Genomic DNA, 23,874 nt, shown 5'->3' on the forward strand with positions numbered 1-23,874 from the left:
AGAGCGCTTTCACGTGTCGATCGCGCCGAGCCTAGCGAGCCAGGGGGGAAAGTCCAGACCAAGACCGTGATCGGTCACACTCGGAAACGGATGCCGCGGCGGGCTCAGGTGGCGTCGTCCGGATTCCAGTTGAGCAGCCGCACCTGGGCGACGGTGCGGACATGGCGGCGCATGGCCGCGGCGGCGGCCTTGGGGCGGCGCTCGGCGATGGCGTCCAGGATGCTCTGGTGCTGGCCGAGCGAACGCCTGGGGCGGCCGGGCTGGCGCAGCGACTCCTCGCGGCTCTCGGCGATCTGGTCGGCGATGGAGCGCATGAACTCGCCGAGCAGCGGGCTGTGCGCGGCCGCGGTGACGGCGGCGTGGAAGCGGCGGTCGCCCTCGACGCCGTGGCGCCCGGCCTCGATCTCGTCCTCCATCCAGATCAGGGCCTGCTGGAGGGCCATGAGGTCGTCGTCGGTGCGGCGCTCGGCGGCGAGTTCGGCCAGTTTGGTCTCCAATGCCTCGCGGGCGTCGAGCACATCGGGCAGCCTGCGGCGGCGCTCCACCAGCCGCTCGACGGGCTCGGTGTCGAGGCTGTCGCGCAGCAGGCACATGCCGCCGCCCTGGCGCACCTCGACGAGGCCCTGCACCTCGAGGACGACGATGGCCTGTTTGACGGAGGCACGGCTGATGCCGAGGCGCTGGGCCAGCTCGCGCTCGGTCGGCAGCCGGTCGCCCGCGCGAAGCCCGTTCTCCTCGACGTAGGCACGCAGCCTCTCCAGCACCTGCTCGTACAGGCGCTGACGGTTCATCGGTCGCAACGCGTCCCCGGCCATACGGGCTCCCCCCGTCGCGATTTGTGATGGCCCCGATTCGCAGCGTAGCACCGGGTGGAGGGATGGTGCGGTGGTCTGACGGACCGGTGGAGCATTGGTCAATTGGCTGAGCCAATCTGCCACCGATGTCTTGACTGCCGAACCACCCGGCCCCCAACGTGAGTCAGCCAGCAGGCCACTTGGCCCGACCGTCCCCGGTCCGCCGACCGGGTCCCCGTGACGGGAGCCCTCGATGTCCGACGAATTGATCTCGATACTCGTGCTGGTGGTGGTCTTCGTCATCGCCACCACTCGTTCGATCAACATGGGCGCCCTGTCCTTCGCCGCCGCCTTCGGCGTGGGCGAACTGGTCGCCGACTTCAGCGCGGACCACATCTTCGCCGGGTTCCCGGGCGATCTGTTCGTGGTCCTGGTCGGGGTGACGTATCTGTTCGCCCTCGCCCGGGCGAACGGCACCACCGACTGGCTGGTGCACGCCTCGATCCGGATGGTGGGCGGGCGGGTCGCGCTGATCCCCTGGGTGATGTTCGCGATCAGCGGGGTGCTGACCGCGATCGGGGCGGTGAGCCCGGCGGCGGTCGCGATCGTCGCCCCGCTCGCGCTCTCCTTCGCCGCGCGGTACGGCATCAGCCCCCTGCTGATGGGCGCCATGGTGGTGCACGGCGCCCAGGGCGGCGGCTTCTCCCCCATCAGCATCTACGGCTCGATCGTCAACGGCATCGTGGACCGGGAGAAGCTGCCCGGCAACGAGGTCACGCTGTTCCTCGCGAGCCTGGTGGTCAACCTGATCATCGCCGCCGTCGTCTTCGTGGTCTGCGGCGGGCTGAAGCTCCCCAGGACCGCCGTCGCCGCCGGGGAGGAGCGGGCGGACGGGGCCGGGGAGGCGCCGGCCGACGCGGAGGGCCGGCTCACCCCGGCCCGTATCGCCACGCTGGGCGCGCTGGTGGTGCTGGTGATCGCGGTGCTCGCCTTCGACCTGGACGCCGGGCTCACCTCGATCACCCTCGCCGTGGCCCTGAGCGTCTTCTGGCCGGACCACGGCAAGAAGGCCGTGAACGAGGTCACCTGGCCCACCGTGCTGCTGATCTGCGGTGTGCTCACCTATGTCGGGGTGCTGGACGAGATGGGCACCATCGACTACGCGGGCAAGGCGGTCAGCGACATCGGGATTCCGCTGCTCGCCGCCCTGCTGCTCTGCTACATCGGCGCCATCGTCTCCGCGTTCGCCTCCTCGGTGGGCATCATGGGCGCGCTGATCCCGCTCGCCGTCCCGTTCCTGGCCCAGGGCGACATCGGCGCGGTGGGGATGATCGCGGCCCTCGCGGTGTCGGCGACCGTCGTCGACGTCAGCCCCTTCTCGACCAACGGGGCGCTGGTGCTGGCCAACGCGCCGGATGTGGACCGGGACCGGTTCTTCCGGCAGCTGATGGTCTACGGCGGGATCATGGTGGTCGCGGTGCCCCCGGTCGTCTGGCTGGCACTGGTGGTCCCCGGCCTCGGCTGAGCGGGCCGACGGGGAATCCCACCCAGGATTCAGCCCGCAAGTCCAGCCCGCGGGTTCAGCCCACCGGTTCAGCCGGGCGGCAGCGGAACCCAGCGGGATTCCCCCGGGGCGACGGTCAGCGAGCGGTCGGCGAGCCGCACCTCGATCGGGGACTCCTCCGAGTCCGGCACGCTGATCCACAGCCTCCCGGCCCGCACCCGCAGGGCGACTCCCCAGTGGCCGCGATAGCGCACCGAGAAGCGGTACTCCGACAGCCCGGACAGCTCGGGGAGCGGCACCGGGTCCAGCCACAGCGCGTCCTCCCGGGTCTCCAGCCCGGTCAGGCCGCGCTGCACCAGATCGAGGGTGCCGCCCATGGCCCCGAGGTGGATGCCCTCGCCGGTGGTGCCGCCCTGGACGTCCGCCACATCGCCGAGCAGTGCCTCCTGGCAGTGCCGCCACGCCTCGGCCCGGCGCGCCCGCACCAGCACCCAGCCGTGCACCAGCTCGCTGAGGGTCGAGCCGTGGCTGGTCCGGGGCAGGTAGTACGCCACGGTGGCCTGCCAGACGTCGTCGTCCAGGACGTAGCCGAGCCGACGGAAGAGGCCCGCCAGTTCGGCGGGGGCGAAGAGATAGCCGAGCATCAGCGCGTCGGCCTGCTTGGAGGCCTGATAGCGGTTGACCGAATCGCCCTCGGACTCCAGGATCCGGTCCAGCCGGCGGATGTCGCCGTAGCGGGCGCGGTAGCCGTCCCAGTCGAGTTCGGCCAGCTCCCCGTAGCCCTCGAACTGGCTGATGACACCCTGGTGGAAGGGGACCAGCAGCCGCCGTGAGACATCCTCCCAGCGCTCCGGCTCCGCGCGGTCCAGACCCACCCGCTCGAACAGCTCGCGGCGGCGCGGCTCGGGGAGGGTGCGGGCCAGCTCCAGGGCCCGGTCGAGCACCCAGGCGGCGGTGACGTTGGTGTACGCGTTGTCGTCGATCCCGGGGCGGTCGGTGCCGGGATAGCCGTCGTGGTACTCATCGGGCCCGACCACCCCGCGGATGCGGTACCGCCCGAGGTCCGGATCCAGAACGGCGGTGTCCGCCCAGAAGCGGGCGATCTGCACCAGCATCTCCGCGCCCCTGGTGTACAGGAAGTCGGTGTCGCCGCTGGCCTGGCAGTACTGCCACACGTTGTACGCCACCGCCGAGCCCACGTGGTGCTGCAGCCGGGAGTGGTCCGGCAGCCAGCGGCCGGATCGCGGGTTCAGATGCAGCGTCTGGGTCTCCTCGCGCCCGTCGCCGCCGCTCTGCCACGGGTACATCGCCCCGGCCCGCCCGGCGTCCGCGGCGGCGCGGCACGCCTGGGGCAGCCGCCGGTGGCGGTAGTGCAGCAGGGCCCGGGACACCTCGGGGAAGTGGAGGTTCAGATACGACAGCACGAACAGCTCGTCCCAGAAGACATGGCCGCGGTACGCCTCGCCGTGGAGGCCGCGGGCCGGGACGCCCACGTCCAGCTCCGCGGTGTGCGGCGAGAGCGTCTGCAGGATGTGGAACAGATGCAGCCGCAGGATGTGGCCCGCCTCGCCGGGGACCTCCAACGCCGCCTCGCGCCACAGGTGTTCCCATGCGGTGTGGTGGGAGGCGAGCAGCTTCCCGAACTCCGGCGCCCGGGCCACCGCGTCGAGGGCGGCCTGGGTCGGATCGCTCATCGCGGGGTCCTTGGAGGTGTACACCGCCACGGTCTTCTCCACGATGACCGGAGCGTCCGGCGCGATCGGCACGGTCAGGGTGCGCAGCACCGCGCTCTCGGTGAGCCGCTGCCCGCTGCCGGTGGGCGCGCCGCGGACGGCCCGGGTGCGCGCGGCCATGGCCGCGCGCACCTCGGAGGTGGTGGTGCGGCAGCTCAGCCATACGGTGTCGGGGGCCGCGGCGCCGGTGCGCCGGTCGAGGAGATGGCGGCCGGACAGCGCGGCGTAGCGGGCCACTCCGGTGTTGGCCACGGCACCGTCGAGCCCCGACTCCAGCTCGACGGTGCCGGACCAGCCCTCGGCCCGGAAGGTGACGCGCATCGCCGCCAGGTGCGGATCGCCCATGTGGACGAGCCGCTCCTGGTCGACGTGGAGCACCCGGCCGTGCCGGTCGGCGTACCGCAGCCGCCGCAGGAGGGTGCCGTGCCGGAGGTCGAGGGTCTGCCGGTAGCCGGTCAGCTCGTCCCCGTCGGGGGTGAGCCAGCCGCCGCTGCCGGCGGGCCGCTCCGGGTCGTGGACGCGGTAGCGCAGCGGGAGCCAGTTCGGCAGGTTGACCAGGTCCTCGTTCTGGACCTGCCGTCCGCCGATCACCGACGTCAGCCGGTTGTAGCAGCCCGCCACATAGGTGCCCGGGTAGTGCGTCTCGTCGGCGGCCGACTCGGAGGCCGCGCCCCGGGTGGCGAGATAGCCGTTGCCGAGCGTGCACAGCGATTCGCGCAGCCGCTCCTCGCCGGGGTCATAGCCCTCGTACTCCCACACCCAGTCCGCCACGGCCGCTCACCGGCTCTCCTCCCTCGACACCCCCATTGTGGTCCGGGCCGTGGGACTTCACCGGCTGCGCCGCGCCCCGCGCGGGCGCTCAGCAGATCTTGTAGTCGACCCGGGTGCTGTTGTACGAGCAGGTGTCGACCGTGGAGCCGCCGGTCTTGCGGAGGGTGGCCTTGTCGGCGTCGTTGTTCCAGACGTACGCCCGGCGGTCCTGGTACTTGGTGGCCGAGGTGTCGGAGCCGATACCGGTCCGGACGGTCACGGTCTTGCCCGCGCCGAGGGTGTAGGTCGGGAAGGTGTACTTGTGGTTGCTCGCGTCGACGAGCACCCAGCCCTTGAGGCTGACCCCGCGCGAGGTGGAGTTCTTGATCTGGACGTACTCGCCGTTGAGGCTGGAGGTGCTGCGGTTGTCCGTGCCGGGCGAGTCGTAGTAGATCTTGGAAAGGTGTACGGAGCCCGCGGCACCGGCGGGCGTCGCCGGGTACAGCAGGGCGATCGCGCAGCCGGCGGCGAGCGACGCGCCGATGCGGGCGGTGTATGCGGACATGAGGTCCCCCCTTGCGTGGTGCATGGCGAAGCAGTGGTAACGCAGGACGGACGGGCGGCCGCGCCCGAAGATGGTTTGGAGTCAGCGAGCTGACTCCTTCGGTGCGGCCGTCCGTCCGTCTTCCCCCCACCTGTGTGGAGGACCAGAGTGGACCACGGCTGAACGCGGCGGCAGGGCTGCGCGGCCCTTGCTCCAGGGCCGTATGGCCCTAGCGCGGAACCGGTCCGCGGCTCTATCCGGCCCCGGGCCACCGGGTGTGAGGCGGCGTCAGCGGCCGAACTGCGCGCCCCCGTTGATGTGCAGGACCTGGCCGGTCACGTACGCGGCCTCCGGGGAGGCCAGATAGCGGATGGCGGCCGCGATCTCGACGGGTGTCCCGGGCTGTCCGGTGAGCGTCTGCCCGATCTGCTGGGCGATGAACTCGGGTGTGCCGCGGTCGCCGAAGAACTCGGTGTCCTCGACATAGCCGGGGGCCACCGCGTTGGCGGTGATGCCCTCCGGGCCGAGCCGCTTGGCCAGCTCGAAGGTGTAGGTGTGCAGCGCGGCCTTGGTGCCGCCGTACGATCCGGGGCCGCGCAGCGCCGCGACCGAGGACAGATGGACGATCCGGCCGCCGGGCCGGGTGAGGTGGGGCAGCAGCGCCTCGGTGAGCAGGACGGCGGTCAGCACGTTGGCCGCGAAGTTCCGCCGGTACTGGTCGGCGATGCCCTCCAGGGTGCCGTCGTTGGAGGCCGCGACATTGCCGCCGGCGTTGGTGACGACGACATCGACGGCACCGTCCGCCGCGATGAACTCGGCGGCGCGCCGGGTCTGCTCGGGGTCGCTGAGGTCCGCGCTGGTCCAGGTGACCAGGTCGGAGCCGTAGGCGGCGTTGAGCTTGTCCGCCGCGGTGCGCAGCACCTCGGCGCGGCGCCCGAGGATGACCACCCGGTCCCCTTCGGCGGCGAAGGTCTCCGCGGCCGCCAGTCCTATGCCGGTACCGCCGCCCGACACCACGATCCGTCGCCCCATCACGGGCCTCCTCCGTGCAGCTTATTGAATTCCAGTCACATCTATGAACCGCACGCTAGGGAGAAAGCGCATTCCCGTCAAGGCTCAGTACCCAACAGGCAGGCTGTTGCCTTGCGTTCACTATTGACAGGTTCTGTTGGGGATGGCGCAATGGCGGCGCCCCACTTGTCCCAGCAACAGCCTCAGTAGCTGTTCCAGCAAGGAGGACATGTGCGTTTTCGTTCATCTTTCGCCAGATCCGTGGTCGCGACCGTGGCCTTGGCGCTTGGCGCGCTCGGTCTGCTGACCGGTCCGGGCCCGGCCGCGGCCGACACCCCCTCCGACGACTCCCCGGTCGTCCAGGGCCTCCGCGGCGACTACTACCTCCAGTCCGCCCCGGGGGCCTTCGACTTCCACGAGCTGAAGGCCACCAGCCTCGACACCGCCCTGGACTTCGACAATCTCGATCCGCGGCTGCAGGCGACCACCGGACGGTCCGACGACGTCAGCGTCCGCTGGACCGGCCAGATCACACCGGAGCGCTCCGGTGCGCACACCTTCTCGATCACCGGTGACAACGGCTTCCGGCTGTGGATCGACGGCAAACCGGTCATCGACCACTGGGTGGACGACTGGGACAAGGAGCAGACCTCCCAGCCCGTCGAGCTCACCGCGGGCAAGGCGTATGACATCAAGGTCGAGTACTTCGAGCACTACGGCGGCTCCAACCTCCACCTCTCCTGGACCCCGCCGGGCGCGGCCAAGGCGCCCGTGCCCGCGTCCGCCTTCCGGCTGCCCGCCGACTTCGACTACGACGGCCCGGTGGCCAGCGCCGTCCAGCCCGACGGCCGCACCCTGCTGCTGGACTTCGCCCAGCCGCTGACCACTCCCCCGGCCGATCTGACGTCGCATCTGACCGCCGTCATCGGCGGCGCGCAGTGGCCGCTCGGGCGCGCCCGGCTGGACGCCTCCGACCCGTCCCGGCTGCTGCTCGCCCTGAAGGAGCCGGTGGTCGGGCGCGGCGGTGAGGCCGTTGTGCGCTACGACGGCGAGGGCGGTCTGGAGGACGGCGACGGCGCGATCGAGCCGTATGTGTCGTTCGGCGGCAACACGTCGACGTATCAGCTGAGCACTCCCTGGGCCAAGGACGTCGGGCCCGACAACGCCCACCCCGAGTACCCGCGCCCCCAGCTGACCCGCGATCAGTGGCGCAACCTCAACGGCAGCTGGCAGTTCGCCGCCGCCAAGGAGGGGGAGAAGCCCCCCGTCGGGCAGCGGCTCAAGGAGCGGATCCTGGTGCCGTACCCGGTGGAGTCCAAGCTCTCCGGTGTGGAGCGCCATGAGGACCGCATGTGGTACCGGCGGACGTTCGCCGTCCCGGCCGACTGGAAGGTCGGCCAGGACAAGCGGCTGCGGCTGAACTTCGACGCCGTCGACTGGCAGGCCGAGGTGTATGTGAACGGCACCCGGGTGGCCGACCACCGGGGCGGCTACGACCGGTTCAGTGCCGATGTCACCGACGCCCTGCGGCCGGGCCGCACCCAGGAGCTGATCGTCGGCGTCTACGACCCGACGGACGCGGCCGACGGCGAGAACCCGCCGATGGGCAAGCAGCGTCTCGACCCCAGCGGCATCTTCTACACCCCCTCCTCCGGCATCTGGCAGACCGTCTGGATGGAGCCGGTCGCCACCGACCACGTGGACACCCTCAAGCTGACCCCGGACGTCCCCGGCCAGGCCCTCACCACCGAGGTCCGCGGGGTGCGGGACGGCGTCCCGGTCACCGCGACCGCCTACGACGGACGGCGCGTGGTCGGCACCGCCACCGGGCGCACCGGGAAGCCGCTGACCGTCCCCGTACCCTCGCCGCATCTGTGGTCCCCCGACGATCCGCATCTGTACCAGCTGAAGGTCACGGTCGGCCGGGGCGCCTCGGCCGACCGGGTGGAGAGCTACTTCGGCATGCGGAGCATCGCCGTCAAGGAGGTGGACGGCAAGCGGCGCACGGTGCTCAACGGGAAGCCGATCTTCTCCATGGCCACCCTCGACCAGGGGTTCTGGCCCGACGGACTGCACACCGCGCCGACCGACGAGGCCCTGGCGTACGACCTGAAGATGCACAAGCGCATGGGCTTCAACTCGGTGCGCAAGCACATCAAGGTCGAGCCCGACCGCTGGTACTACTGGGCCGACCGGCTGGGCCTGATGGTGTGGCAGGACATGCCCGCCATGAACACGGTCGCCCCGTCCGAGAAGGCGCAGGCGCAGTACGAGCACGAGATGAAGCGGATGATCGACCAGCACATCAGCAGTCCGTCGATCGCCATCTGGGTCACCTTCAACGAGAGCTGGGGCCAGTACGGCGGCCCGAAGGTGCCCGAGCTCGCCAAGGGCTGGGACCCCACCCGGCTCATCGACGGCGCCAGCGGCTGGAACGACACCGGCAACGGCGACCTCGCCGATATCCACGCCTACCCGGGACCGGGCGATCCGCGCCCCGACGCCTCACGGGCGGGCGTCACGGGTGAGTACGGCGGCCTGGGCCTGGCCATCCCGGGACATGCCTGGCCCGTGCAGCACACCTATGTCGGCGTGGACAAGGACCAGTACACCGCGGAGTATCTGAAGCTGCTGGACAAGGTGCGCCAGCTGGTCGCGTGCAACGGCAGCAGCGGGGCCGTCTACACCCAGATCACGGATGTGGAGGGCGAGCTCAACGGGCTGCTCACCTATGACCGCAAGGAGATCAAGCCCGATGTGGACCGGCTGCGCCAAGCCCATCAGGCGCTGATCCGCGACGCGGCGAACCCGGCGTCCATGGAGTGCACCACCTAGGCACACCGCTCGGCCAAGGCGATGACCCGCTCCGGGGCGCGGCAGCCCCGGAGCGGGTCATTCCGTGGCCAGCGCCTCGATGGCGGCGACCGTACGGTCCACCACCACGTCGTACAGCCTGCTCTGCGCCCGCGGCAGCCTCGACAGCAGCGGGGCGACGGTTTCCCGCTCCTCCTGGGGGTAGCGGGCCAGCGCCTCGCTCAGGGCGTCCAGTTTGCGGGCGGAGACGGGGCCGCGGTGGGTCTCGTAGACCGCGTGGCCGATGACGGTGGAGCCGATGAGGGTCACCGCCAGCGCGAGATCGTCCTCGGTCAGCCGCAGTGGGCGCAGCATCCGGGTCAGGGTCACCAGGGAGGAGATCCGGGCGGGCTGCTGGGTGGCGGCCATATAGGGGAGCAGCTGGCGGTGGGGCAGCAGATAGTCGCGGCTGCTGTGCATCCAGGCGCGCAGCCGCTCCTGCCAGGTCTCCCCCGGCGGCTCCCTGTGCTGGGTCTCGGCCAGGACCCGGTCGGCCACGGCCTGGAGGAGATCGTCGCGGTCGGGGAAGTAGCGGTAGAGCGCCATGGGGGCGGAACCGACCGCCTCGGCGACCCTTTTGACGGTCAGCGCGACCTCCGGCTCGCGGAGCGCCAGCTCGGCGGCGCTGCTGACGATCTGCTCGCGCGACAGGCGGGGCGGGCGCCCACGTCCCCTGCGGACGGTCCCCTCCGCGGTCCCGGCCATCCGGTGTCCTTTCGCTCGCCCCCGTCGTGCCAGGCCCCAAGGCTACGCAAGTCGGCTCGGGTGCCGCTCGTGGCCGTCCGTCGCCTTGAACGCGGCCCGGTGCCGTGCCAGCGTGACGACCCGTCCAGCCCGTCCGAGCCCCCGGGAGACCTGACGATGACCGCATCCGACCTGCCCGTGGACATCGTGCGCGCCCGTCGCCACGGCATCGCCGATCTGCTGGCGCGCACCGCGGCGCGGCTGCCCGCGAAGACGGCGGTCGTCGACGGCGCGCTGCGCCAGACCTACGCCGAACTGGACGCGCTGGTGAGCCGGACGGCCGGGGCCCTGGCGGCGCGGGGCGTCGCCGAGGGCGATCGCGTGGTGCTCCTGGCCCGTAACTCCCATGGCTTCGTGGTGGCGTACTTCGCGCTGGCCCGGCTGGGCGCGGTGTCGGTGCCGGTGAACTTCATGCTCACCGCGCCCGAGGTGGCGTACGTCCTGGACCATTCGGGGGCGAGCGGGATCATCGCGGGCACGGAGCTGCTGGATGTGGCCGAGAGCGCGCTGGCCGAGGCCGCACCGCCCCGGATCGTGCTGCGCGCGGCTCTGAGAGGCGGGCGCGAGGGGTGGGAGGACTTCGCCGCGCTGGGCGCGGAGCGTGGACATCCGGTGCCCGATCCGGCCCTGGAGGACGACGATCCGGTCCAGCTGATGTACACCTCGGGGACCGAGTCGCGGCCCAAGGGCGCGATCATGACGAGCCGCAATCTGATGGCGCAGTATCAGACGGCGATCGTCGACGGCGGGATGTCGTCCGACGATGTGGAGATCCACGCGCTGCCGCTGTACCACTGCGCCCAGCTGCACGCCTTCCTCACCCCCGACATCCAGCTGGGCACCACCTGTCTGGTGCTGCCGGGTCCGGATCCGGCGACGCTGCTCGCCACCATCGAGGCGGAGCGGGTGACCAAGCTGTTCGCCCCGCCCACGGTGTGGATCGCGCTGCTGCGCCATCCGGAGTTCGAGCGCCACGATCTGTCGTCGCTGCGGAAGGGGTACTACGGGGCGGCGCCGATGCCGGTCGCCGTGCTGGCCGAGCTGCGCCGGCGGCTGCCGGGGCTCGCGCTGTACAACCTCTACGGCCAGACCGAGATGTCCCCGATCGCGACCGTGCTGGGCCCGGCCGACCAGGAGCGCAAGGCCGGTTCGGCGGGGCGGCCCGCGCTGAACGTCGAGACCCGGGTGGTGGACGAGGCGGACCGGCCGGTGCCGCCGGGCACGGTCGGCGAGATCGTGCACCGGGGCCCGCACACCATGCTCGGCTACTGGCGGGACCCGGACCGCACGGCGGAGGCGTTCCGGGGCGGCTGGTTCCACAGCGGCGATCTGGGGGTGCTGGACGAGGAGGGGTGTCTGACGGTCGTCGACCGTAAGAAGGACATGGTCAACAGCGGCGGGGAGAACGTCTCGGGGCGCGAGGTGGAGGAGGCCGTCCACGCCCATCCGTCGGTCGCGGAGGTGGCGGTGTTCGGGGTGGAGCATCCGTACTGGATCGAGGCCGTGACCGCGGTGGTGGTGGCCAAACCGGGGCGGGAGGTGACGGAGGAGGAGATCCTCGCGCACTGCCGGGAGCGGCTCGCCGGGTTCAAGGTGCCCAAGTTCGTCCGGTTCGCCGAGGCGCTGCCGAAGAACCCCAGCGGCAAGATCCTCAAGCGTGAACTGCGGGAGATCTACCGCGGCGTGGCCGCCGAGCCGACGGGCGAGGGCGGCGGCTATATTTGACGTACCAGTTACACAAATTTATGCGACACTGCTGCGGCACCTGACGTGGATCGGCCGTGCCCCGACGAAGGACCACCGTGACTTCCTTACCTCCGACCCCCGATGCCCCCGAAGCGGCACTGACCGCCCACCCGCCGCGCTCCGGAGCGGTGGTCGCCGTCCTGGCGTTCGGCGGAATCGTCGTCTCCCTGATGCAGACCCTGGTGGTGCCGCTGATCCCGGACCTCCCGGGACTGCTGCACACCTCCGCCTCGGACGCCTCCTGGGCGATCACCGCCACCCTGCTCGCCGGCGCCGTGGCCACCCCCGTGCTGGGCCGGCTCGGCGATATGTACGGCAAGCGGCGGACGCTGCTGCTCAGCCTGACGATGCTGGTGGTCGGATCGGTGGTGTGCGCGCTCTCCGACTCGCTCACGCCCATGATCGTCGGCCGTGCGCTCCAGGGCTTCTCCGCGGGCGTGATCCCACTGGGCATCAGCATCATGCGGGACGAGTTGCCCGCCGAACGGCTCGGCTCGGCGATGGCCCTGATGAGCTCCTCGCTGGGCGTCGGCGGCGCCCTCGGCCTGCCCGGCGCCGCGGCGCTGGCCGAACACGCCGACTGGCACGTGCTGTTCTGGGTCTCGGCGAGCCTGGGCGTGGTGGTGATCGCGCTGGTGCTGGCGCTCGTACCGGAGTCCCCGGTGCGCGGCGGCGGGCGGTTCGACCTGGTGGGGGCCATCGGGCTGTCGGCCGGGCTGCTCTGTCTGCTGCTGGCCATCTCCAAGGGCGCCGACTGGGGCTGGGGCAGCGCCACCACCACCGGACTGTTCGGCGCCGCGGTGGTCGTGCTGCTGCTGTGGAGCCGGTGGGAACTGCGGGTGACCGGGCCGCTGGTGGATCTGCGCACCACCATGCGCCGTCAGGTGCTGCTGACCAATCTGGCCTCCATCGTCATCGGCTTCGCGATGTTCGGGATGTCGCTGGTGCTGCCGCAGCTGCTGCAGATGCCCGAGGCGACGGGGTACGGACTGGGCCAGTCGATGATGACCGCCGGTCTGTGCCTGGGCCCGTCCGGTCTGGTGATGATGGCCATCTCACCGCTGTCGGCGCGGATCACGGCCACCTGGGGTCCCAAGGTGTCGCTGATGCTCGGCGCGGGAGTGATCGCCGCCGGGTACGGCATGGGCGTCTTCCTGATGGACGCCGCATGGCAGGTCGTGATCATCTCGTGTGTGATCGGCGCCGGGATCGGCCTCGCGTACTCCGCCATGCCCGCGCTGATCATGTCCGCGGTGCCGGTGTCCGAGACGGGCGCGGCCAACGGCCTCAACACCCTGATGCGGTCCATCGGCACCTCGACCGCCAGTGCGGTGGTCGGCGTCGTCCTGGCCCATATGACCACCGCGTTCGGGCCCACCGAGCTCCCGTCCCTGAACGGCTTCCGCACCGCCTTCGTGATCGGCGGCGGCGCCGCGCTGGTGGCGCTCGCGGTCGCCTCGCTGCTGCCGGGGCGCGGTCCGGACCGGCTCACGGCCCCGTCGGAGCGGTCCGGCACACCGCAGCCGGTGGCGGGCCGCTGACCCAGGGCCGACAGCCGACGGCCGAGGTCACTCCGCAGCCGCCCGTATCTCCCCGTCCGCCCGCGTGGTGGAAGGGGAGATACGGGCGGCTTTGTCGTGGCGGGGGCGCATACGGGCCATCATGTGGACAGCGGTTGACGGAACGGGCCGGTGCGGGGCTGAATGTTGCGGGTGAGGACTGAGCTGCCCCTGGTCACACGCGACCACATCGACTTCGGTCGGGTGTGGTCCGCCTCCTGTTCCGGCTGACCCGGCAGCGGGCCGTCCCACCGGCCGCCCTCTTCTGATCTCGGACTCTGCCGATCTCGGACTCTGCCGATCTCGGACTCTGCCGATCTCAGGGCCCTCGCCTGCCACTTCCGCGCCTGACGCGCCATCGCCCCATGCCACCGCGCCGCTTTCCGGCTCCGGGGGGCCTCTCGCCCCGTCTCCCCTTTCTCTCCCCGCTCCGCTTCCCGAAAGGTCACCCCATGTCCGTGGAGTTCCTCGGCACCGCCGCCACCGACGACGGCTCGCAGTCCGGTCCGCGCCCCGGCGCGGACTTCGCGGCCGAACCCCCGCCCCGGCTGACGGTGGCCCGGGTGACCGTGGACGATCCGCGGGTCGAGCCGCTGCTGCGCGAGCTGGCGCATGAGTACTCCACCCGCTACGGCAGGGCGGCCGACCGTGAGCTGAACCGCTATCCGGCCGAGGAGTTCGCCCCGCCGCACGGGGAGCTGCTTCTGCTGCTGGAGGGCGGTGAGCCGGTCGCCGGGGGTGCCTACCGGCGGTATGACGGGCGGACGGCGGAGCTCAAGCGGATCTGGACGCACTCGGGCCATCGGCGGCGCGGGCTGGCCCGCCGGGTGGTGGCGGAGTTGGAGCGGTCGGCCGCCGAGCGCGGCTACCGCCGCATCTACCTCACCACCGGACCCCGCCAGCCGGAGGCGCGCGGGCTGTACCTGGCCACCGGCTACACCCCGTTGTTCGATATCTCGGCCGACCCGGAGACCATCGGCCCGCTCCCCTTCGAAAAGGGGCTGTAGGTCCGGCGGAGCCCGGTCCGCCAACGCCCGTCCGTCCGCCCTGCGTTCGCTCGCACGGCCGCTCCGGGCGGACGGGCACATTCCCCCGTTTACGGTTGACCGTTCTGTGTCAACTGTTGGTGACCGCCCCCACGTGCGGTTTTAGGATGCGGTAATTCTGCCGCGACCCGACCGTCCGAAGGCACGCCATGACCAAAGTCCCGAACGTCGATGCACTCCCCGAGCCAACCGTGCTCAAACGCGCGAAGCGACGGCGTCCCGGACTTCTGGTGGCCAATGCGATCGTGCTGGTGCTGGCCGCGATGGCGGTCACCACGATATTCACCAACCCTCGTTTCGAGTGGAACACCGTCGCGAAATACTTCTTTGAGATCCGGGTGCTGAAGGGCATCGGGGTCAGCATCGGAATGACCGCGGTGACGATGGCGATTTCTCTGGTTACCGGCACCCTGGTCGCGCTGATGCGGATGGGCGATTCCCGGCTCATGTCCACGGTCGCGGCCGCCTTTATCTGGGTTTTCCGCAGCATTCCCATGCTGGTGCAGCTGCTGTTCTGGTACAACCTCGCCGCCCTGTTTCCGACGCTGTCCCTCGGCATTCCCTGGGGGCCGCGTTTCCTCACCTTCGACTCGAACGACGTCATCGGCCCGCTGACCGCCGCGATCATCGGCCTGACCCTCCATGAGACCGCGTACATCGCGGAGTTGATCCGTTCGGGGCTGCTCGCGGTGCCCGACGGACAGCGCCAGGCGGCGTCCGCACTGGGGTTGACGCCAGCTCAGATCTTCTTCCGCATCACCCTCCCCCAGGCGCTACGGGTGATCGTCCCGCCGATGGGAAATGAGCTGATATCTCTCCTCAAGGCGACCTCCCTGGTCAGCGTGATCACCCTGGCCGACCTGCTCTACTCGGTCCAGCTGATTTACGCCAAGAACTTCCAGACCGTTCCGCTGTTGATCGTGGCCGCCATTTGGTACATGATCATCACTGGCGTCATCACTCTTCTGCAGCAGCGCCTGGAGCGACGTCTGGGACGGCACACCCTGATTTCGGCCGACAAGGCCGGGAAAGTGAAGAGGATCGAGCACTCGGTATGACCGTGGCATCGGAAAAGCAATCGCAGGCCGTCGTCTCCCTGCGTGGGATCCGCAAGTCGTTCCGCGGCACCGAGGTGCTGCACGGTATCTCCCTGGATATCCACCGAGGTGAGACGGTCTGTCTGATCGGTCCCTCCGGATCCGGAAAGAGCACGCTGCTGCGCTGCGTCAACCACCTCGAAGTGCCGGACCAGGGCGTGGTGGTGGTCGACGGCAGCGTCATCGGCTACCAGCTGCGCGGCCGTACCCTGCATGAGCTGAGCCCCCGGGAGCTGGCCGCCCAGCGCTCGGCGATGGGCATGGTGTTCCAGAGCTTCAATCTGTTCCCGCACCTGACCGCCCGCGAGAACATCGTGGAGGCCCCGCGCCGGGTGCTCGGGCTCTCCAAGGCCCAGGCCGACGCGCGCGCCGTGGAGCTGATGACCCGGGTCGGGCTCGCCCACAAGCTGGACAGTTACCCGGACAAGCTCTCCGGCGGCCAGCAGCAGCGGGTGGCCATCGCCCGCGCCCTGGCGATGCGCCCCAAGGTGATGCTCTTCGACGAGCCGACCTCCGCCCTCGACCCCGAGATGGTGCAGGAGGTGCTCAGCGTCATCAGGGATCTGGCCCGCGAGGGCATGACGCTGGTCGTCGTCACCCATGAGATGCGCTTCGCCGCCGATATCGCTGACCGGATCGTTTTCATGGACGACGGCCGGATCGTCGAAGAGGGTGCTCCTGACCTGCTGCTGCGCACCCCCTCACACGACCGCACCCGTTTGTTCCTTTCGAAGGTCTCCTCATGAGCACCGAACTTCCCCCGCCCGCCAAGACCCTCCGGCGCCTGGAGCTGTGGGACTCCTACCGCTCGTACCAGTACCTGGAGGCCGGGGAGGACTTCCGCGCCTTCGAGCTGGCGCCCGCGCTCGGCCGGGTCCCCGGGTCCGCGCTGGAGTGGAGCGAGGAGGTCGAGGTCCGCGCGCGGGACTTCGAGGAGCGCCATCCGGTGATCTCCGCCCATGACCATCTCTCGCTGCGCCCCGCGGATCCGGGCGACTTCGCCGACTACCGCCGCCAGGGCCGGGAGTCGATTCCCTACGAGGGCATCGCCCACTCGGGGGTGGACCTGTTCTTCGACGGCGGCCCGGCCGCGGTGAGCATGATCCGCTCGCATGCCCCTTGGGACTGGGACGACGCGGTCAGCGATCTGGCCATGCGCCAGGCGGACCTCGCCCATCAGCGGCTGGTGACGCCCGTCCGCACGCTCGAGGAGGCCGACCGGGCACGGGCCGGCGATCAGGTGGGGGTGGTGCTGACCCTGGAGTCCGCCTCCCCCATCGGCAACGACATCGACCGGCTCGATCTGCTCTACGGTCTGGGCGTCCGCCTGCTCGGCCTGGTCTACAGCGAGAGCAATCAGCTCGGTTCGGGGCTCGCCGACGCCGGTGACACCGGTCTGACCCTGCTCGGCCGCCGGGCGCTGCGCCGGATGAACGACCTGGGGATCATCGTCGATGTCTCGCACAGCGGGGACGCGACCGCCCTGGACGCCGTGCGCCGCTCCGCCGCCCCCGTGGTGATCACCCATGCCGGGTCGCGGGCGCTGTGGCCGACCCCGCGGATGAAGCCGGACGATGTGATCCGGGCCTGCGCCGGGTCCGGCGGGTTCATCGGCGTCGAGGCGGCGCCGCATACGACCATCACCGCCCAGCACCCCCGGCACAGCCTGGACTCGGTGATGGAACACATCGAGCGCTGTATCGATCTGGTCGGCATCGACCATGTGGCCTTCGGGCCGGACACCAACTTCGGCGATCACACGGCCTGGCACCGGACGTTCGCCCCGCTCTTCGGCAAGGACGACGCGCACGACGGCAAGGCCCCCGAACTGCCGCCGCACGAGGAGGTCGCGTACGTACGCGGCTGTGAGAACCCCGCGGAGGCGGTCGGCAACATGATCCGGTGGCTGTTCGAGCGGGGCTACTCCGAAGCGGACGTGGCCAAGCTCGCCGGGGGCAACGTACGGCGCGTCGCCGAGACCGTCTGGGGCCGCTAGAACCGGTCCCGCTCTTCCGCATCCGCTACCCCCCACCTCCCGGAATGGAGCACCCATGCGCAACCGTCCCCATGTCGCCGCATGCGCCCTGCTGGCCTCGCTGACGCTGGCCCTGTCCGCCTGTTCGGTGGACGACACGCCCGGCGACGGCAAGGCCGAGAAGAGCCATCCGGCGGCCACGCTCGCCCCCGAGCCCAAGGACAGCGCGCTGGCGGCCGAGGTGCCCGAGGAGTACACCAAGAAGACACTGATCATGGGTGTCAGCGAGTACGCGCCGTATGTCACCTTCGAGTCCGACGGGAAGATCACCGGGCTGGTGCCCGAACTGGCCGCGCAGCTCTCCTCGTTGCTCGATGTGAAGATCAAGGTGGAGCGGACCAACTTCGACGCGGTGATCCCGGGGCTGAAGTCCGGCCGGATCGACCTCAGCGCCCCCTCCGGCGACTTCGTCGAGCGTCAGAAGGAGGTCGACTTCGCCGACTTCGCGCAGAGCAGCGTGACGCTGATGGTGCTCAAGGACGGCTCGTTCCGCCCCAAGAACGGGCTCGAGGTCTGCGGGCACAAGGTCGGCGTCGAGAAGGGCGCCGGCACGCAGAACGTACTCGCCGCGCAGAACAAGCGCTGTGCCGCGAAGGGCAAGCCGTCGGTGGACGCGAAGCTCTACACCGATCTGCCCGCCGCCTCGCTGGCGCTGCAGAGCAAGCGCGTGGACGCGGTGGCCGCGCCCAGCGCCTCCAACACCTCGGTGAGCCAGAACGCGAAGGACCGCTTCGAGACGCTCGAGCTCAAGGACATGCTGGACCTGCCCGCCGCGTCGGCCGTCTACGGCATCCAGGCCAAGAAGGGCACCGGGCTGGCCTCCGTGATCGTCAAGGGGCTGCAGAAGATGTACGAATCGGGCACCTACGCCAAGCTCTTCGGCCAGTGGGGGCTGCCGCTGTCCACGGTCACCCGGTCCCAGCTCGCCCTCAACGGCTCCAAGCAATCCCAGACCCAGTGAGATCTTCCATGGCACAGAGCAGTCGGACCGGAACGAGCGGGGACAGAGAGCGGGCGGCCTGGGAGGAGCCCGCCCGGCCGCTGGACGAGCGGGTGTGGCGACGCACCCTGCGCGTTCCGATGCGGGACGGGATCGTCCTGGCCGCCGATCTGTTCACCGCCGAGGAGCGGCCCGGGCCCCGCCCGGTCATCCTGGAGCGGACCCCCTACGGCCGCCGCCAGATGCGCGACTCCGACCGCAGCCGCCATGACGAGCCGGTGCCGACGCCGGAGGAGACCTCGGCGTTCTTCGTCCGCGCCGGGTACCACGTGGTGCGGCAGGACTGCCGGGGCCGCGGGGACTCGGACGGCACCTTCGTGAAGTACCTGGGCGAGGGGCCGGACGGCGCGGACACCATCGAGTGGATCGCCGCCCAGCCCTGGTGCGACGGCCGGGTGGCCATGATGGGGGTGTCCTATTCGGCACACGCCCAGACGGCGGCCGCGGCCGAATCCCCCACGGGCCTGTCCGCGATGTTCATGGACTCCGGCGGCTTCGCCAGCGCCTACGAGGCCGGGATGCGGATGGGCGGCGCCTTCGAACTCAAGCAGATCACTTGGGCCTTCCGGCACGGAGAGGAGAGCCCGGAGGCGGAGCGGGACCCGCTGGTGCGCAAGGCGTTCGCGGGGACGGATCTGCGCGACTGGTTCACCGTGCTGCCGTGGCGCACCGGTGTCTCCCCGCTGCGTCAGGTGGGGAGTTACGAGCGCTATCTGCTCGACCAGTGGCGGCATGACGCCTTCGGGGCGTACTGGCGCCAGCCGGCCATCTACGGGCGCGGCCACTACGACCGCTTCCCGGATGTGCCGACCCTGCACATGTCGAGCTGGTACGACCCGTATGTGCGGTCCACCATCGAGAACTTCACCGCCATGGGCCGTCTCAAGCGGTCCCCGGCGTATCTGGTGATGGGGCCGTGGAAGCACGGGCTGCGCTGTGTCACCTTCGCCGGTGATGTGGACTTCGGGCCCGCCGCGACGTTCAGCGGCAATGTGGACACCTCGTATCTGTCCTTCCGGCAGCGCTGGTTCGACGCGGTGCTGGGCGGCGGCGACCCGCAGTCGATCCCGCGGGTGCGGTACTTCCTGATGGGCGGCGGGGACGGCCGGCGGGACGAGGCCGGGCGGATGCGGCACGGCGGCCGGTGGCACACCGACACCCAGTGGCCGCCGGCCGGGACCCGGGAGACGGCGTTCTACTGCCACACCTCGGGCGAGCTGAGCCGGGAGCGGCCGACGGCCGAACAGGCCTGGGTGGAGTACGACTTCGACCCGAACGACCCGGTGCCGACGCTGGGCGGCCAGGTCACCTCGGGTGAGCCGGTGATGGTCGGCGGCGCCTTCGACCAGGTGCCGGACGAGCGGTTCTACGGTGCCCGCCCGCCGTATCTGCCGCTGAACTCCCGGCCCGATGTGATCTCGCTGGCCACCCCGCCGCTGGAGGAGCCGCTGGTGGTGGCCGGACCGGTGACGGCCCGGCTGTTCATCTCCTCCTCCGCGCCGGACACCGACTTCACGGTGAAGCTGGTCGATGTGCATCCGCCGAACGAGGACTATCCGCACGGCTTCGCGATGAACCTCACCGAGGGCATCTTCCGCTGCCGCTTCCACGAGTCGTTCGAGCGCCCGAAGCCGCTGGAGCCGGGCGAGGTGTACGAGATCGAGATCCCGGCGCCGGACACGGCCAACCGCTTCGAGGCCGGGCACCGGCTGCGGGTGGACATCTCCTCCAGCGACTTCCCCCGGTTCGACGTCAATTCCAATACCGGGGTGCCGGAGGCGGTGAGCCGCCGCAAGGTGGTCGCGACCAACCGGGTCCACATGGACGCGGACCGCCCCTCGGCGGTGCTGCTGTGGACCCAGCCGGGCTGACGGACCGCGGACGCGCGGCCGTCACCGCATGATGGTCGCCAGCACGTCCTGCCCCAGCCGGAGCAGGGTGCTGGTGGCCAGCCGGTGGTAGACGTACTTGCCCTCGCGCTCGGACTCGATGAGCCCGGCGTCCCTGAGCTGGCGCAGGGTGCGGGAGACCTGTGTATCGGCGAGCCCCATCCGCTGGGCCAGTTCGGAGGTGGTGATGGGCTCGCCCAGCAGATGGCGGCACACCTCCATCCGGCCCAGGGACGCCAGGGCGGACATCCGGGCCCGCAGCTCCGCCTGGGTGAGCTGATCGGCCGTCCCGTCCTCCTGGGCGGCGAACTGGAGCACCACGGGGTGGGACTCCTCGTCCTTGACGGTCAGATGCGGCCAGACATGGACGGAGGGGACCAGGAAGAGCGGGCGCGGGCCGATCTCGATCTCGGCGACGGCCAGCTTGTCGTAGCGCACCCGCGCCCCGCCCCGGGAGACCACCGCGGTGGGGCTGAGCCCGGCCAGCACCTCGGCCAGGCCCCGCCGCCGGATGTCGCCGCGGACCCGGGCGGCGGCCGACTCCAGCCGGTCGCGGACCGTGCGCCACTCGGAGGCGAAGAACGCCTCGGCGCAGGAGTCGAGGAAGCACAGGAGTCGGCCGCGCAGCCCCTCGGGCGAGGCCACCAGCTCGTGGGCAAGCTCCCCCCGCCGGATGGACCGCCGCTCGCACTGGGCCACATAGCGCTCGGCGGCCTCGGGGTCGGTGAGCAGGCTGTGCGCCGGGGGCACGGCCTCGCGGAAGCCGAGCACTCCCTGGGAGCACAGCCCCACGAACTCCTCGAGCGGCAGCTTCGCCAGATGGCGCAGCTCGTCCTCGAAGGGCTGGTCCAGCGGGAGTCCCAGCGGGAACAGCAGCCGGCAGCGGAGCCTGGCCCACAGCGGGGACAGGGCGCTCATCTCATGGGCGAGGGAGGGGGAGATCGCGGTCCCGAGCCGGTGCGTCCAGCGCTGGGCCTCGGGGTGGTGGTCGGGCTCGGCCATGATGTGCAGCACCGACATGAGCTCGGCCAGCGCCGAGCGGCCGACGTACACATCGGCCGGTCGTGCGCGCTGGAGGTTGAGCGTGATCCCCACACCCGCACAGTACTCGGCGGGTGCCGCGCCCGGCCGGGGTGTCTCGCCCATCGGCGCCGGACCCCCAGGTCAGGGGCCTGGGGTGGCCGGGGCCGGTCGCGGCGTCCGGTCAGTCGCGGGGCAGCAGGGGGCCCAGCGGGCCCAGGTCCAGGTTGAGGTCGTCCTCGGTCAGCCCGAAGTGCTCCCGCAGCTCGGCCATGTTCTGTTCCAGGGCCATCAGCGTCAGCCCGAGCTTCTCTATCTGTTCATCGCTGATGCCGCCCTGTTCGACGCGGCGCAGCGCCTGCCGCTCCATGAGCTGCCGCAACAGCTCGACGATGGTGAGCACCAGCCCGGCCAGGCTCTTGCGGACCGACTCCTCGTCCACTTCGATCCGCCGGCCAGGGCGGGGAGCGCGGTCATCCGTCATGGCGGGTCCCCTCCCTTCCTCCTCGTTCCTCCTCCTCGTTCTCGACCCGTACGGAGGCGATCAGGGCGCGCAGGGAGATCCGCACCAGGTCGATGTCGGCGATGGTCAGGGTGATCTCCCCGGCGATCACCACGCCTCCGGCGAGCACCCGGTCGAGCAGGTCGACCAGGGCCACCTCCCTGCGCTCGATCGCACGGGTCACGACGCCGCCTCCTCCGGCCGGGCCTGGCCTTCGGCCTTCGGCGGAGCGGTGAAGGAGTACGGCGGCCAGGGGCCGCTGACCTCCAGGGTGACGCCGGGGTAGCGCTCCCCCAGGGTGATCACCAGGGCGGTGAACTCCTCGGTGAGGCCGTCGGGCACCAGATAGGAGTTGTTCAGCACCATCCATCCCTCGTACGCGGCCAGCGCGGTGTCCTGCGGCGGATGGGCGGCCGTCGCCACCGCCAGCGCGGCGAGGGAGGCGTGGATCCCCTCCGCGCGCTCGGTCGCCCGCAGATGCGCGGTCTCCTGGTCCTGCCGCTGGGCCCGCCGACGCAGCAGATAGGCGGTTCCGGGGCTGTCCTCTCCGCCGGCGGGCTCGTCCGGGTCGGGCAGGAAGGACCGGGGGTCGACATACGCCTTGACGCCCCACTCGGTGCGGTCCGCCACCCGCCGCAGCGTGGCCGTGAGGTCCTCCCGGCGCTCCTGGAGCATCGCGCGGACCCGGTCGTCGTCGTGGTAGAGCGTGGCGAAGCGCAGCGGGATGACCTGGCCCTGGCGGGCCACGCCGTTGATCACCCGGTGGTGGGCGCGGGCCGTGCGCTCCAGCCACTCCAGGTCCTCCAGATGGCCGCGCAGCGCGTCCTCGCTGAAATCCTCCAGCGGTACGGAGCCCACCACGGCGGCCAGCCCCGCCTCCTCCACCAGGCGCACCGGCTCGTCCGCCACACCGGTGAGCCCCGGTGGCGGGGCGCCGTCCTCCGGGGCGGCCATCACCGCGTACAGCCAGACGGCGAGGGAATCGGTCACCGTTCGTCCTCCCGCTCCGCGCCGCGGTCCACCTCGCGCGCGCCGCGGCCTTCCTCCAGCGCGTCGACGCGCCGCCGCAGCCGCTCGTTCTCCTCCAGGACGTCCCGGGCGCCGGAGGAGAGCGTGGGGTCGTGCTCCCACCAGTCGATGCCCATCTCCTTGGCCCGGTCCACGGAGGCGACCAGCAGCCGGATCTTGATCGTCAGCAGTTCGATGTCCAGCAGATTGATCTGGATGTCACCGGCGATGACGATGCCCTTGTCGAGCACCCGCTCCAGGATGTCGGCCAGGCTGGAGGGTTCGGATCCGCGGCGGGCCGGTTCGGGCGCGCCGCCGGTGCGCCGGACCGGCGCGTTCCAGTCGGAGCTCTGGTTCATGTGTTCTCCCCCCTGCCCCGGTAGTAGCGCTCGGTGCGGCGGTAGGAGGCGAGTTCGCCGTGGTCGTCCAGCTCGACCTGGTACTCGGCGAGGATGTCGGTGGAGTCCGGTATCCGGTGGGTCTCGACGACCTCGATGCCGATGACCCAGCCGTCCTCCCCGCGCTCCAGCGAGGTGACGCCCTCCGCGGCCCGCCCGGTCAGCCCCTCCACATGGCGCGCCGCACTCCGCGCGGCGTCGCGGGCGTCCAGGGCGGGGCGGCGGGGCCGGGACCGCTCCCGCTCCTGGCCCTGCGCATGCCGGTCCCGTTCCTCACGGGGCCGGGTGCGCGGCCGCTCCTCGTGGTGGCGCTCCTCGTGGTGGCGCTCCTCGCGGCGGCGCTCCTCGCGGCGGCGTTCCTCGCGAGGCCGTTCTTCGGGGGGCACGGCTCACACCTCCATGCCCCCGCCGGGCGGCCCCTGGGACATCAGCCTGCGGACCAGCTCGTCCTCCTCGCGGGCCGCCTCCTCCTCGGTGAGCTCTCCGCTCTCCCGGGCCTCCGCGACCTCTTCCAGCCGTTGCTTGATCACCTCGGGGTCGTACAGCTGCCGATGGGCCTCGTCATGGAGCCGCTCGGCGACCCAGACGACACCTCGCACCGGGGCCAGCGGCAGTGTGGCCAGGCCGGTGAACAGTCCCAT

At 71.0% G+C, this 23,874-nt stretch carries 22 protein-coding genes; 10 read left to right on the plus strand and 12 right to left on the minus strand.

Annotated features, from left to right (window positions below; all coding sequences use genetic code 11):
- Positions 1-104 precede the first annotated feature (104 nt).
- The gene (locus J8403_RS05500) at positions 105-815 is read right to left on the minus strand and encodes a FadR/GntR family transcriptional regulator (protein ID WP_211122142.1); all 711 of its coding nucleotides are present in this window, start codon (positions 813-815) and stop codon (positions 105-107) included.
- A gap of 232 nt (positions 816-1,047) precedes the next feature.
- On the opposite strand from J8403_RS05500, the gene J8403_RS05505 reads away from it, so the two are divergent.
- Positions 1,048-2,319: an SLC13 family permease gene (locus tag J8403_RS05505; protein WP_211122143.1), complete on the plus strand. Its 1,272-nt coding sequence runs from the start codon at positions 1,048-1,050 to the stop codon at positions 2,317-2,319.
- 68 nt (positions 2,320-2,387) lie between these two features.
- Here J8403_RS05505 and J8403_RS05510 read toward each other — a convergent pair whose 3' ends face one another.
- The 3 genes from J8403_RS05510 to J8403_RS05520 form a co-directional block, all read right to left on the minus strand.
- Positions 2,388-4,802, minus strand: a complete 2,415-nt coding sequence (locus J8403_RS05510; RefSeq protein WP_211122144.1) for a glycoside hydrolase family 65 protein — start codon at positions 4,800-4,802, stop codon at positions 2,388-2,390.
- Positions 4,803-4,890: 88 nt separating this feature from the next.
- Positions 4,891-5,346: a lamin tail domain-containing protein gene (locus J8403_RS05515; protein ID WP_211122145.1), complete on the minus strand. Its 456-nt coding sequence runs from the start codon at positions 5,344-5,346 to the stop codon at positions 4,891-4,893.
- Between the two features lie 267 nt (positions 5,347-5,613).
- The gene (locus J8403_RS05520) at positions 5,614-6,357 is read right to left on the minus strand and encodes an SDR family NAD(P)-dependent oxidoreductase (RefSeq protein ID WP_211122146.1); all 744 of its coding nucleotides are present in this window, start codon (positions 6,355-6,357) and stop codon (positions 5,614-5,616) included.
- A 252-nt stretch (positions 6,358-6,609) separates the two neighbouring features.
- On the opposite strand from J8403_RS05520, the gene J8403_RS05525 reads away from it, so the two are divergent.
- A complete protein-coding gene (locus J8403_RS05525; RefSeq protein ID WP_246585703.1) occupies positions 6,610-9,171 on the plus strand; it encodes a PA14 domain-containing protein in 2,562 nt (853 codons plus the stop codon).
- Between the two features lie 57 nt (positions 9,172-9,228).
- On the opposite strand, the gene J8403_RS05530 is transcribed toward J8403_RS05525, so the two are convergent.
- A complete protein-coding gene (locus tag J8403_RS05530) occupies positions 9,229-9,894 on the minus strand; it encodes a TetR/AcrR family transcriptional regulator (protein WP_211122148.1) in 666 nt (221 codons plus the stop codon).
- 156 nt (positions 9,895-10,050) lie between these two features.
- Here J8403_RS05530 and J8403_RS05535 point away from each other — a divergent pair, with 156 nt between their 5' ends.
- From J8403_RS05535 to J8403_RS05570, 8 genes are all read left to right on the plus strand, one after another.
- Positions 10,051-11,658, plus strand: coding sequence for an acyl-CoA synthetase (locus J8403_RS05535; protein WP_211122149.1), 1,608 nt, complete (start codon positions 10,051-10,053; stop codon positions 11,656-11,658).
- Positions 11,659-11,735: 77 nt separating this feature from the next.
- Positions 11,736-13,220: an MFS transporter gene (locus tag J8403_RS05540; protein ID WP_211122150.1), complete on the plus strand. Its 1,485-nt coding sequence runs from the start codon at positions 11,736-11,738 to the stop codon at positions 13,218-13,220.
- A 470-nt stretch (positions 13,221-13,690) separates the two neighbouring features.
- Positions 13,691-14,245, plus strand: coding sequence for a GNAT family N-acetyltransferase (locus J8403_RS05545; RefSeq protein ID WP_246585704.1), 555 nt, complete (start codon positions 13,691-13,693; stop codon positions 14,243-14,245).
- Positions 14,246-14,433: 188 nt separating this feature from the next.
- Positions 14,434-15,342 (plus strand): amino acid ABC transporter permease, encoded by a 909-nt coding sequence (locus J8403_RS05550; protein ID WP_211122151.1) that lies wholly within the window; start codon positions 14,434-14,436, stop codon positions 15,340-15,342.
- Entirely contained in the window at positions 15,339-16,127 is a 789-nt protein-coding gene (locus J8403_RS05555) for an amino acid ABC transporter ATP-binding protein (protein WP_211122152.1), read from the plus strand. Before J8403_RS05550 ends, J8403_RS05555 begins: the two co-directional genes overlap by 4 nt.
- On the plus strand, positions 16,124-17,377 hold the full coding sequence (locus tag J8403_RS05560; RefSeq protein WP_211122153.1) for a dipeptidase: 1,254 nt from the start codon (positions 16,124-16,126) through the stop codon (positions 17,375-17,377). The genes J8403_RS05555 and J8403_RS05560 overlap by 4 nt, the downstream gene beginning before the upstream one ends.
- A 55-nt stretch (positions 17,378-17,432) precedes the next feature.
- Entirely contained in the window at positions 17,433-18,377 is a 945-nt protein-coding gene (locus J8403_RS05565) for a transporter substrate-binding domain-containing protein (protein ID WP_211122154.1), read from the plus strand.
- Positions 18,378-18,385: 8 nt separating this feature from the next.
- Complete coding sequence (locus J8403_RS05570) at positions 18,386-20,287, plus strand: CocE/NonD family hydrolase (protein WP_211122155.1); 1,902 nt, start codon at positions 18,386-18,388, stop codon at positions 20,285-20,287.
- A gap of 21 nt (positions 20,288-20,308) precedes the next feature.
- Here J8403_RS05570 and J8403_RS05575 read toward each other — a convergent pair whose 3' ends face one another.
- The 7 genes from J8403_RS05575 to J8403_RS05605 form a co-directional block, all read right to left on the minus strand.
- Positions 20,309-21,400 carry a helix-turn-helix domain-containing protein gene (locus J8403_RS05575; RefSeq protein ID WP_211122156.1) on the minus strand — a complete coding sequence of 364 codons (1,092 nt, stop codon included), beginning with the start codon at positions 21,398-21,400 and terminating at the stop codon, positions 20,309-20,311.
- Between the two features lie 109 nt (positions 21,401-21,509).
- Positions 21,510-21,809, minus strand: a complete 300-nt coding sequence (locus J8403_RS05580; protein WP_014056821.1) for a gas vesicle protein K — start codon at positions 21,807-21,809, stop codon at positions 21,510-21,512.
- The gene (locus tag J8403_RS05585; protein WP_211122157.1) at positions 21,799-22,011 is read right to left on the minus strand and encodes a gas vesicle protein; all 213 of its coding nucleotides are present in this window, start codon (positions 22,009-22,011) and stop codon (positions 21,799-21,801) included. The genes J8403_RS05580 and J8403_RS05585 overlap by 11 nt, the downstream gene beginning before the upstream one ends.
- Positions 22,008-22,817, minus strand: coding sequence for a GvpL/GvpF family gas vesicle protein (locus J8403_RS05590; protein WP_211122158.1), 810 nt, complete (start codon positions 22,815-22,817; stop codon positions 22,008-22,010). The genes J8403_RS05585 and J8403_RS05590 overlap by 4 nt, the downstream gene beginning before the upstream one ends.
- Positions 22,814-23,194, minus strand: coding sequence for a gas vesicle protein (locus J8403_RS05595; RefSeq protein ID WP_246585705.1), 381 nt, complete (start codon positions 23,192-23,194; stop codon positions 22,814-22,816). Before J8403_RS05595 ends, J8403_RS05590 begins: the two co-directional genes overlap by 4 nt.
- Entirely contained in the window at positions 23,191-23,619 is a 429-nt protein-coding gene (locus J8403_RS05600) for a gas vesicle protein GvpO (RefSeq protein WP_211122159.1), read from the minus strand. Before J8403_RS05600 ends, J8403_RS05595 begins: the two co-directional genes overlap by 4 nt.
- A 3-nt stretch (positions 23,620-23,622) precedes the next feature.
- Positions 23,623-23,874: a gas vesicle protein GvpG gene (locus J8403_RS05605; protein WP_059146109.1), complete on the minus strand. Its 252-nt coding sequence runs from the start codon at positions 23,872-23,874 to the stop codon at positions 23,623-23,625.

It is taken from the genome of Streptomyces yatensis (assembly GCF_018069625.1).
GTDB lineage: Bacteria > Actinomycetota > Actinomycetes > Streptomycetales > Streptomycetaceae > Streptomyces > Streptomyces yatensis.